We start from the raw sequence: 10,957 nt of genomic DNA, 5'->3' as shown, positions 1-10,957 counted from the left end.
TTGCTGCTTTACAGCGTTTGAAGGAAACCGAGGATTGGGTGAAAGATTGCTGGATGTGGCTCTACCGTGGTGCCTGGCACGAGTTTGCTACGCACGAAATTGAAATGGCGGTGCCTTTATCGCCTGCGGAAGTTTTGCGCAAGCGTAACGCCATCTTCAAGCACCAAAGCCAAAAGGACCGCCCCGTATTCCCCGGCGATGATGCCCGCGAGTTCTGGGTGCGTGCCGAGGACCGTAACCGCGAAACTGCCGTTTGCTATGATAAACTCGGCATGGCGGAGTATGCGGCTATGGAGGCTTTTGTACGATTTAAGTTCTGAGTTTTGGGTAATGAGTTTTGAGTTGTAATGCGTATGCAAGATTTTAAAAAACTCCTGGTTTGGCAAAAAGCGTTTGAATTTGTACCCGTTTGTTACAAGCATACGGCATCTTTCCCGCCAGATGAACGGTATATTTTAACAAGCCAGTTGAAACGGGCTGTGTTATCCATTTCAAATAACATCGCCGAGGGCTGTGGCCGTTTTAGTCAAAACGATTTGGCTCATTTTCTTCAAATCGCACTCGGCTCAACAACTGAGGTTGAAAATTTAATATTGGTTGCGCAAGCGTTAGGATATTTAAACGATGATGCTTTTGACCAATTAAATACCTTAAACATGGAAATCCGTAAAATGCTGATTTCCCTAATTTACAAAATACGAGAGCTTAAATAAAATGACTCAAAACTCATTACCCAAAACCCAAAACTCAAGACTCCTCTCTCTTGATGTTTTTCGGGGCATCACCATCGCTGCCATGATATTGGTTAACGACCCCGGCGATTGGGGCCATATTTATGCTCCGCTGGAACACTCCGCTTGGAATGGCTGCACACCTACCGACCTGGTGTTTCCCTTCTTCCTGTTTATGGTGGGCGTATCTATCGTTTATGCCATGGAAAGCAGGAAAGCCTCCGGCGAAAACCAGTCGAGAATGATACTTACCGCACTGCGACGCATGGTGGTATTAATGCTCATCACCTGGTGTACGCAGGTTATCCTCCGCTGGAATTTTGATCTGAGTAAATTGCGCTTACCGGGTGTATTGCCACGCATTGCCCTGGTGTATTTTATCTGCACCGTGCTGTATCTTAAAACCTCGCAAAAAACCCGCGACTGGGTATTTGTGATCGCGCTGGTGGGCTATTATTTGTTAATGACCTTCGTCCCCGTACCCGGTGTAGGCTATGCCAACCTGGAACCCGAAACCAATTTGGGCGCATGGATAGACCGCACGCTGCTCACCCCCGATCATCTCTGGCGTTCCTCCCGCACCTGGGACCCGGAAGGTTTATTGGGGACACTGCCTGCAATCGGTACAGGCCTGTTTGGTATCCGCGTGGGCACCTGGCTCAAACGTAAAGACCGCGACGATAGCATAAAAGTAAGCTGGATGTTCACCTATGGCGTTATTGCCGCGTTGCTGGCCCTGTTTTGGGATCTGTTCTTTCCCATCAACAAAGCGTTGTGGACAAGCTCTTTTGTTCTTTACACAGGGGGACTCGCAACTATCGGATTGGCTATTTGCTTCTGGCTGATAGACGTGCAGGGGCATAAACGCTTTACCTATCCATTTGTGGTATTTGGCACCAATGCCATCGCAGCTTACGTACTTTCGGGCTTTATCCCGCATTATTATAACCTGATAAAATGGGATGGAAAATCTATTTACGAGCACCTGTTCGTGCCTTACTTTTCGCCCGTAAATGCATCGTTGCTTGGCGCTATTTTAATTGTGCTGATCCTTTGGCTGGTAATGTGGGTGTTTTATACCCGTAAAATATTTATAAAAATTTAGTGATGAAATTTAAACTGATCGTAGCCTTTTTGCTGTTTTGTGCTGTTGCAAAGGCCCAGACTACCATTACTCCTGCGCATTTAAAGGCTGCAGAAGATGTGCTTACAGCCTCTGGCGCTGCTACAAATTTACAAGGCAATGTTGCTACTATGCTGAAACAGGCAAGCGCCAATGTACCCGCCGATAAGCGGCCGAAGTTTATGGAAGTGATGAAAACCTTTATGGATAAGTACATGAACTGGGAAATAATAAAAGACCAAATGGCCGCCATGTACGCCAAAGAATTCACCGAAAAAGAGCTTAAGGACCTGGTGGTTTTTTATAACTCACCGCTGGGCAAAAAAGTAAACGAAAAGCAGCCCATTCTTTTCCAAAAAGGTTCGGAAATAGGCCAGCAAGCGGTGCAAAGCCACCAGGTAGAACTACAACAAATGATGCAGGAAGCGTTTAAAGAATAATATTGCGGACTGGTATGGTTGTTTCAGAGAATGCCTCCGGTTTCCCGGAGGCATTTACGCTCTTTTACTTGGAATATCCTACACCTGCTGTTTTAGGCGGCTTGCTCAGCAAATTCACAAACAACCTGTACGCACCCGGTACACCGGCAGGCAGCTCCCTGAAGAAGACCAGCGAAGTATATACAAACCGGCCTGCGCCGTAATCGGCAACGATTAGCGAACCGTTGCTTTGCGCTTCGCCGGGGTCTCCCATTTGCAGCGGGGTTTTGTATTGTGGGTCTATATTGCTTACCATGTATACACTGCGCTCCTGTATCCAGTCGCTAAAGTCCTGTTGTGTTATTTTGTTGGGATAATTAAGCACCGGGCTATCTTTATCCAAAATAGTAACCGGCGAATCCTCGGTAGTTACCCTTTGGTTTACCACCTGGAAAGGGTACGGACCAATGGCTTTAGTAACCAGCCCGTTGTTATTATTGTACTGCACCACCAGGTTGCCGCCGTTTTTTACATACTCCATCAGTTTGGGCTGCTCGTAGGCCAGGCGCTGGTTAACGTTGTAGGCACGCACACCGATAACAATGGCATCGTAAATACTTAGGTCACCATTTATTATTTCGCCTTCGCTTAACTGGTGTACTTCGTAGCCAACTTCGCGCAGGGCGTCGGGCACCAGGTCACCCGCACCGGCAATATAGCCAATGCGTTTCCCAGCAATTTTCAGATCTATATTCACCAGCTTGGCCTGCGCCGGCGGGAAGATAGTGATGGCCGGGATGTGGTTGTATTTGATATTGAGCAAGCCTTGCGAAAAGGTTTTGCCGTTGGCGGTAACAATCACATCCAGGTTAGCGATGTTAGATTTATTGCTTGTTGGCGCAATGGTAAAGGAGGCGGTCCATTCGTCGCCTTTTTTCTTGTCTGCAAAATCAGCCGCGCCGGTTATCTTCCAACCTGCAATTGGTTTTATGCTGACGTTGCCGCTGGCATTGGTAAAACTTTTGAGTTTTACCTGTACAATTTGGGGCACAGAATTATTGTAAACGTAAACCTTTTCTGCCAGGGAAGCGGTTACCGGCGGGGTGATTTCCAATGGCTGATAAATTTCGCCGCGGGCCGGGTCAACGTATTTGTACATCACTTTGCGGTAAAAGCTCAAGCTTTTACCATCGATAGTAAACTCGAATTTTATAGTGAGCGCATCCGCATTTTCTGGCGGGCCAGCAAGGGTATCGTTCGCCAGGGTATAGCTGCCAATGGGGTGGGCCGTTTCGAGCCAGTAAGGCTGCGACAGTTTTTTTAATACCACTTGTAGCTGTTCTGTGCGCAGCTGACCCGGAGCTAAAATTGATTCGCTACCCTGCGTAACCGTTACCGGGACCGATTCTCCGCCTGCACTTATAACTATCTTGCTTATCGGCAATTTGTTCGGCGTAAACAATTGGGCCCTGATATCTAATTTATCACTTACCGCATAAGATGCTTCTGGTGCATAGCTCTCAAACCATAATCCCGCGCAGGCGGCTATCAGATCTTTCAGTTCCTTTGCTTTTTGCTTGTGCCAGTAGGTGTATTCCTCCACTGCGCCGGCTTTCAGCCGTACGGTTTGCATGGCTTTGTCGTTCACAAAATCCATATCTACCTTATCCAGCAATTTTATCAATGCAGGTACAGAAGCTTCGGGAGCGTCATCGTTAAAATTTTTACGAATGGCTGCCAGTTCCTCGCCAATCGGCGCGCCGCCGGGGATGCGAGCCCAGGTGGTAGTTACCCCGTCCATCAGATCGGTTTTGGGCGCATCGCCCAATATGGTTTTAAAATATTCAAAAGCATCACCGCGTTGCCTGGCCGAGCCGAAGCCCTGCGTTTTATGATTGCTGCGGCTTTCGGCAGCGATTTCGCCGTAGCTTTTGCCCAAGATGGGGTTGTAGCCGCCAACGTTCAGCTTAAACTGATCCTCGGATGTGGTGTTGGTATTGCCAAAATTAAAGGTATTCCAAAGCAGGCGTTTGGCCTGCCAGGGGGTAACACCATGTTTTAGTTGCTCGGGGTAGCGCTTAGGATCAGCGGCGGCGCTGAATGCTTCCTGCGCTAAAATGGCAGATGCGGTGTGGTTGCCGTGGCCGCCCTCGCCGGTGGTGGGGAAACGGCAGATCATTACATCGGGCCTGAACTGACGGATCACCCAAACCATATCGCCCAATACCTTGTCCTTATCCCAAAATTTTAGGGTTTCTTCCGGGTTTTTAGAGAAGCCGAAATCGGTAGCGCGGCTAAAAAATTGTTCTGCGCCATCCATGCGGCGGGCTGCCAAAAGCTCCTGTGTGCGTATCAGTCCCAATAGTTCGCTTTGCTCGTTGCCTATCAGGTTTTGCCCGCCATCGCCACGGGTGAGCGACAGGTAGCCCGTGCGGTAATGTTTTTCCTGCGCCAGGTAAGCCAGCAGGCGGGTATTCTCATCGTCGGGGTGGGCGGCTACGTACAGCACACTGCCCAAAACGTTCAGTTTTTTAAAGTTCTGTTTTATGGAGCCCATATCGCTCGGTGGGGCAGTTTGGGCATGAATGTTTTGAAAAACAAGAAATAAGGCGAGGGATAACAGCAAAGTACGCTTCATAAGAACAAATATATTATAAACAGGTATAGGGCGGATGAGGTATCAATAATATTATACGGGGGTGATAATAACCCTAAGAATAGGTCCCCGCGCCTAAGGGATATAACCCATTAAAATACAGCATATCCGATTAAGTAAGTCCTTCTGTAGCCCTTTCAATTTTGCCCGTTTTTGCTAACCATCAAACATCACCTGCGTGGTAATTAGGGTTAACATAGCTTAACACAATTTCAAAAAATAATTTTTAACAATCTGATAATCAATTTTTTAAAAAAAATCAGGGTTAACATATTCTCACGTTTTTTAACCTTAAAAAAATATAATCCGGGACAATATTTCTTATTAAATCCATCGGTTAAAAATCTATGGCTATATAAACTAATCTCATTTAAACTCACGGCATCCAACCAAAAATCAATCAGTCGATTAATTTTTTAAGCATGATTATCAATGTCTTACAATTTTCTGACAAAATTAATTTTAATTAATTAATCGATTGATTAATTTTGTGCCGTGATAACAACCATAATGGAAAAAGAGAAGACAGATAAAAAGGACCATATCCTGGATGTAGCTGAAAGGATCTTTGCAGAATTCGGGTACGATGGCGCATCTACCCGTGCCATATCCGGCGAAGCCGGCGTAAACATGGCTATGCTTAATTATTACTTCGGCTCTAAGGAAGGCGTGTTCCTGGCCATTTTTGAGCGCCGCATAGCCATGTTTCAGCAAGTATTGGCCGAAATTGGCAACGATACCAGCTTCTCCCCATGGGAAAAATTAGATAAATATATAGAAAGCTATGTAGAAAAGGTGGTGAACAACAACTGTTTCCACATTATGCTGCACCGCGAAATATCTAAAACAAAAAAATCTGAGCTTACTGATAAAATAACTGCTATTGTAATGAAGAACGTAACCGTTTTTCAAGGCATTATAGCTGATGGCGTAAAAAGCGGTGAGTTTAAAAAAGATACCGACCAGGAATTATTGGTGGCTACCATATTCGGTACAAAAAACTACATCATCAACACACCGCATATTTCGTCGGTAGTATTGGGTTATGATGTATTGGACGGGGAGGCCCAGGAAGACAAGTTAAAACCCCGCCTTAAAAAATATTTGAAGACCCTTTTGAAAGCTTACCTACAAAACTAAAATGACAACAATAAATCATAGTCCCTTGAAACCTCATCTACTAACAAGAGCTGTTAAGGCCGCGGGTAGTTTTGCTGTATTAATTACAGCATTGCTTATTACCAACCCGGCAGCGGCACAAGACAGAACCATTACGCTTGACGAAGCCGTTAAGCTGGGATTGGAAAACAGCAAAACGTTAAAACTATCGCAATCTAAAATAGACCAGGCGGTATCGCAATTTGAACAAGCTAAAGATAACGCCCTGCCAACCGGTAAGGCCAGCTTTGGTTACAACCGCGCGCAGATCCCTGCCCACAAGCTTGAATTTGGCGAAGAAAGCCTGAGCCTGCCAAGCAGCGCCAACGCTTACCTGGGTACGGTATCGGTAAACCAAACCATTTGGGCAGGCAACAAACTACGCTACGCCCGCGAAAGCACTAACCTGCTTACCCAGGTGGCCCGTTTGGATGCTGTGAACGACCGCGACCAGATCGCTTACAACGTAATTGACGCTTACTACAACCTTTATAAGGTAATACAGGCTAAAAAAGTGGTCGAGCAGAATTTAGTAACCATCGATGCGCAGATAAAGCAATCGCAGCGCTTTTTTGACCAGGGCCTGGTTACCAAGAACGATGTATTGCGTTTTCAATTACAACGCTCTAACATCGAGCTGAACGGTATCGATCTGGAAAACAACCGCCGCATTATCAACTACAACATGGATATCCTTTTGGGCCTGCCCGAAACTACCCAGTTGGGCATTGCGCAGATAGTGGATGCCGACAGATCACCAGCGCCTTTGGCAAACTATATTGATACCGCGCTCGCGCATCGTGCAGAATTACGCCAGATGGACCTGCGTACACAAGTTGCCGAAACCAACATCAAAAGCATCAGGGCAAATACATCGCCTACGCTTTCGGCATCGGGCAGTGCCTACTATGTGGGCGTATCGGGTAACCCGATACCAAAAAGCGGTAAATATATTACGCCGATATCCTTAGGGGTTACGCTCGGCTGGAACTTCGGCACCCTTTGGACTAACAAAAACAAAGTTACCGAGGCCCGCCTGCAGCGCGAAGAAGTAATTGTGAACAAAGGCATCACTTCTGACAATATTAAAAACGAGGTTAACCAAAGCTATCAGAACTATAAAACAGCGATAGATAAGATCAACCTGCTGCAAACCTCCATTAACCAGGCTACGGAGAACAACAGGATCCTGGAATCGAAATACAAAAGCAATATATCATCAGCTACAGACCGTGCCGATGCGCAAACCTTGCTTTACCAGGCCGAAATTAACCTGGAACTGGCAAAAGCCGATGCAGGCCTCGCCTTTTATACTTTATTAAAATCAACCGGAACTCTTAACAAATAATACAAAATCAAAATACAATGGCAACTCAGGAAACAGAAACCAAAAAGAAACCAAATAGAGTACTTCCTATCATATTAGGCATCGTACTTATCGGTGGTATCATTTTCGGCGTAAAAGAATACATATACTTCAGCAAGCACGTTGATACCGACGATGCACAGATAGATGGCGATATAAGCCCCGTAGTAGCCCGCGTTGGCGGCTATGTAGATAGCATTATGTTTGAAGAAAACACGCACGTAAACAAAAGCCAGCTGCTGGTTAAAATAGATGCCCGCGATTACCAGGTTAAAGTGGAGCAGGCACAGGCAGCACAGGTTGGTGCAAGCGCTAACATAGGTGTTGGCGAATCGCAGATCTCTACAACTACTGCCAATTCATCAAGCGCAAGGGCAGATGTTGCATCGGCAAGCGCCCGTTTAGAAAAAGTACGTAAAGATTACGCTCGTTACGCCAACCTGGTTCAGGATGGGTCGGTAACCCGCCAGCAGTTCGACCAGGCAAAAGCCGACCTTGAAGTTGCACAGGCAAACTACACCGCTGCAAAAGATAAATACAAAGCCGCTTTAGAGCAGATCGCTACCAGCCGCAGCCAGTTAAAGGTTACCAATACCGGTGTAACCCAAAAGCAGGTTGATATTGATTATGCTAAACTGCAGCTTTCTTATACCGATATTAAGGCACCAGCAACCGGTGTAGTATCCAAAAAGAATGTACAGGTAGGTCAATTAGTGCAGGCCGGTCAAACATTGTTCTCTATCGTAAACGATAACAGCATTTTTATCACCGCTAACTTTAAAGAGACCCAGCTTGATAAAATTCGCAATGGCCAAAAGGTTGATGTGAAAGTTGACGCCTATCCTGACCTGAAAGTAGAAGGTACGGTTTATAACTTTTCGCCGGCTACAGGTGCTAAATTCTCGTTATTGCCACCGGATAACGCTACCGGTAACTTTGTAAAAGTTGTACAGCGGATCCCGGTTAAAATTAAACTAACCGGAAGCAAGGAAGAACTTGCGAAACTACGCCCGGGTATGAGCGTGGATGTTTCGGTAATTACAAAAGACTAAATAACATGGCTGAAACTGGCTTTAAAAAATGGATAATTACCATTACGGTAATTATGGCATCGCTGCTGGAGCTGATAGATACCACCATTGTAAACGTAGCTATACCGCATATACAGGGAAACCTGGGCGCAACGCTGGAAGATATTGCATGGGTGGTAACCGGCTACGCGGTAGCAAACGTAATCATCCTCCCCATGTCGGGCTGGTTGGGCGGGCGCTTTGGCCGCAAGCAGTACTTTCTTGCATCTATCATCGTATTTACCATAGCATCATTTTTGTGTGGTAATGCAACCACGCTGGATGAATTGGTAGCTTTCCGTATACTACAGGGTATTGCGGGTGGTGGTTTAATATCTACCGGGCAAACTATCCTGATAGAAACCTGGCCACGCGAGCAAATTGGTACGGCTACAGCACTATTTGGTTTAGGCGCGGTGGTAGGCCCAACTGTAGGCCCAACTATTGGCGGCTGGATCACCGAGAATTACTCATGGCCATGGATCTTTTACGTAAACTTACCCGTGGGCGCGCTTGCCGCGTTCCTGGCCTACACGTTTATTAACGAAACGCCCAAGCAGGAGAAAAAACCCATCGACTGGTGGGGAATTGGCTTGCTTGCTGTAGCGGTAGGTAGTTTACAAACCATATTGGAAAAAGGTGAGTCGGAAGATTGGTTTGCAACAACGTACATTATAATACTAACCGTTACCGCGGTATTGGGTACAATATTATTTATATGGCGGGAAATGAGTACCGACCATCCTATTGTAAACTTTGCCATTATGCGGCACCGAAGTTTTTCGGTGGGGATGTTTACCTCCTTTATCCTGGGGTTTGGGCTGTACGGGTCGGTGTTTGTGTTCCCGGTGTTCTGCCAAAATTTGCTCGGCTTTAATGCCCAGCAAACGGGGCAACTCCTGTTCCCCGGTGGATTGTGTACCATATTTATGATGCCATTCATCGGTAAGATGCTTAATAAAGGCATCCCGGCGCAGTTTATGGCTACCGTGGGTATGTTCCTATTCTTTGTATTCACCTGGATGCTCAGCAATTCAACCCTGGTAACAGGCGAGAGCGACGTATTGGTACCTTTGCTGATCCGTGGTGTTGGTATGGCCCTACTATTTGTTCCGCTTACTACGTTGGCCATGGCCGATTTGAAAGGCGCAGAAATTGGGCAGGGTTCCGGCTTAAACAATATGATGCGCCAGTTAGGTGGCTCATTTGGTATAGCGGCTTTAACAACCATTATTCACATACGGGCGGGGTTTCACAGGAGCACGTTGATTGAGCACGTAAACCCGTACAACCCGGCATTTACCGAAAGGCTAAATTTTTATACTCACGGTTTTATGGCCAGGGGCAAATCATTATTGGATGCTACGCACATGGCCTATGCCGCTATAGAAGGAAACGTAATAAGGCAAACAATGCTGCTGTCGTATGATGACGCTTACTGGATCTCGGGACTGGTGATGCTATTCTCGATACCGTTATTGTATCTGCAGCCGTTTAAAAAGCTAAAGGCGGTTACCGATTCGCACTAAAAAACAAAACCGTTCAGTCTTGTCAACTGAACGGTTTTTCCAAAAAAATCAACAATTAAATTTGTAATTCCCCTCCGGATGCACAAAGTGTTGGTTAAAAAAAATTATGATTAGGAGAGGTGTTATAATCTTATGCTATAAAATTAGTTTTTTTTAATTAACAAACCCAAATTTAATTTCATATAATTTTCATGTTGACAATTGTAACAAGAAAGGAGCCCATCAAAGGCTCCTTTCTTGTTATTAAAAATCCTTAGAAAATTATCTTGCCGGTAGCGGTTACCAATGAGGCTATGCGTACAGCATCAAACACGCGCTCTTCTGTAGTACCAAGCTTTATCAGCGAATCTTCGTGCGCGTTTACGCACATCTCGCAGCCGTTAACGGCAGATATGGCCAGGCTCATCAATTCAAAAAATTCTTTCCCGGTTACCGGCTTCATCATCAGCTGCATACGGATGCGCGCGGGGATCTGTGTATACTTCTCCTTTTGCGTAAAGTGGCGGAAACGGTAAAATATATTGTTTGATGCTAATAACGATGCACAACCGGCAGCCTCTGCAACATCAGCAGCAGTAGCGCCCTGCGCTTCGGCATATTGGGTGTAGTAATTGATAAGCGGTACATTATTGTTGTTTACAGCGGCGCTTAAGCCTATCAGCGCGCATTCTTTTTCGGTAAGGTGGGCCGAAGTAAGGGTGCTTGTAAAATTCAGCTTAAGATCGCGTAAATAGCGCGATTCGCCTTTTTCCAGCAAAGTAAGGCTGGCGGTGCGGTAGGCTGTGTCCAGGCTAAGGCTTTGCAATATTTCTTGTATGATCTCTGTACTTTCGTTCATGGGTAAATATATTAAGGTATAAACAGGGAATCGCTTTAAAATCATTTCCCCTCTAGAAAATGGGTGG

9 protein-coding genes and 1 pseudogene are annotated in these 10,957 nt (G+C 45.9%); 8 read left to right on the top strand and 2 right to left on the bottom strand.

Annotated features, from left to right (window positions below):
• From ABIX36_RS22870 to ABIX36_RS22855, 4 genes and pseudogenes are all read left to right on the top strand, one after another.
• A pseudogene (locus tag ABIX36_RS22870) lies at positions 1-320 on the top strand (glucosamine-6-phosphate deaminase); the annotation flags it as partial.
• Positions 321-353: 33 nt separating this feature from the next.
• Positions 354-713 (top strand): four helix bundle protein, encoded by a 360-nt coding sequence (locus ABIX36_RS22865; RefSeq protein WP_348084486.1) that lies wholly within the window; start codon positions 354-356, stop codon positions 711-713.
• Position 714: 1 nt separating this feature from the next.
• Complete coding sequence (locus tag ABIX36_RS22860; RefSeq protein WP_348084485.1) at positions 715-1,836, top strand: DUF5009 domain-containing protein; 1,122 nt, start codon at positions 715-717, stop codon at positions 1,834-1,836.
• A 2-nt stretch (positions 1,837-1,838) separates the two neighbouring features.
• The gene (locus tag ABIX36_RS22855) at positions 1,839-2,294 is read left to right on the top strand and encodes a DUF2059 domain-containing protein (RefSeq protein WP_348084484.1); all 456 of its coding nucleotides are present in this window, start codon (positions 1,839-1,841) and stop codon (positions 2,292-2,294) included.
• 64 nt (positions 2,295-2,358) lie between these two features.
• Here the strand turns inward: ABIX36_RS22855 and ABIX36_RS22850 are convergent, their stop codons facing one another.
• Positions 2,359-4,911 carry a PIG-L family deacetylase gene (locus tag ABIX36_RS22850; RefSeq protein ID WP_348084483.1) on the bottom strand — a complete coding sequence of 851 codons (2,553 nt, stop codon included), beginning with the start codon at positions 4,909-4,911 and terminating at the stop codon, positions 2,359-2,361.
• A gap of 513 nt (positions 4,912-5,424) precedes the next feature.
• Between ABIX36_RS22850 and ABIX36_RS22845 the strand changes: the two genes are divergently transcribed.
• Genes ABIX36_RS22845 through ABIX36_RS22830 form a run of 4 tightly spaced genes read left to right on the top strand, consistent with a single transcriptional unit; the run spans position 5,425 to position 10,052 of the window.
• Complete coding sequence (locus tag ABIX36_RS22845) at positions 5,425-6,069, top strand: TetR/AcrR family transcriptional regulator (RefSeq protein WP_348084482.1); 645 nt, start codon at positions 5,425-5,427, stop codon at positions 6,067-6,069.
• A gap of 25 nt (positions 6,070-6,094) precedes the next feature.
• On the top strand, positions 6,095-7,435 hold the full coding sequence (locus ABIX36_RS22840; protein WP_348084481.1) for a TolC family protein: 1,341 nt from the start codon (positions 6,095-6,097) through the stop codon (positions 7,433-7,435).
• A gap of 17 nt (positions 7,436-7,452) precedes the next feature.
• Positions 7,453-8,505 (top strand): HlyD family secretion protein, encoded by a 1,053-nt coding sequence (locus tag ABIX36_RS22835; RefSeq protein WP_348084480.1) that lies wholly within the window; start codon positions 7,453-7,455, stop codon positions 8,503-8,505.
• A 5-nt stretch (positions 8,506-8,510) separates the two neighbouring features.
• A complete protein-coding gene (locus tag ABIX36_RS22830) occupies positions 8,511-10,052 on the top strand; it encodes a DHA2 family efflux MFS transporter permease subunit (protein WP_348084479.1) in 1,542 nt (513 codons plus the stop codon).
• 253 nt (positions 10,053-10,305) lie between these two features.
• On the opposite strand, the gene ABIX36_RS22825 is transcribed toward ABIX36_RS22830, so the two are convergent.
• Positions 10,306-10,890, bottom strand: a complete 585-nt coding sequence (locus ABIX36_RS22825; RefSeq protein WP_348084478.1) for a carboxymuconolactone decarboxylase family protein — start codon at positions 10,888-10,890, stop codon at positions 10,306-10,308.
• Between the last annotated feature and the right edge of the window lie 67 nt (positions 10,891-10,957).

This window comes from Mucilaginibacter sp. (assembly GCF_039925265.1).
In the GTDB taxonomy this organism is placed as follows: Bacteria; Bacteroidota; Bacteroidia; order Sphingobacteriales; family Sphingobacteriaceae; genus Mucilaginibacter.
The sequence above is the reverse complement of the archived record's forward strand: the minus strand, read 5'-3'. Positions and strand labels throughout refer to the sequence as shown.

Coding starts and splice junctions, on each gene's coding strand:
- ABIX36_RS22865 (WP_348084486.1), top strand. CDS start 354: ATGCAAGATTTTAAAAAACTCCTGGTTTGGCAAAAAGCGTTTGAATTT.
- ABIX36_RS22860 (WP_348084485.1), top strand. CDS start 715: ATGACTCAAAACTCATTACCCAAAACCCAAAACTCAAGACTCCTCTCT.
- ABIX36_RS22855 (WP_348084484.1), top strand. CDS start 1,839: ATGAAATTTAAACTGATCGTAGCCTTTTTGCTGTTTTGTGCTGTTGCA.
- ABIX36_RS22850 (WP_348084483.1), bottom strand. CDS start 4,911: ATGAAGCGTACTTTGCTGTTATCCCTCGCCTTATTTCTTGTTTTTCAA.
- ABIX36_RS22835 (WP_348084480.1), top strand. CDS start 7,453: ATGGCAACTCAGGAAACAGAAACCAAAAAGAAACCAAATAGAGTACTT.
- ABIX36_RS22830 (WP_348084479.1), top strand. CDS start 8,511: ATGGCTGAAACTGGCTTTAAAAAATGGATAATTACCATTACGGTAATT.
- ABIX36_RS22825 (WP_348084478.1), bottom strand. CDS start 10,890: ATGAACGAAAGTACAGAGATCATACAAGAAATATTGCAAAGCCTTAGC.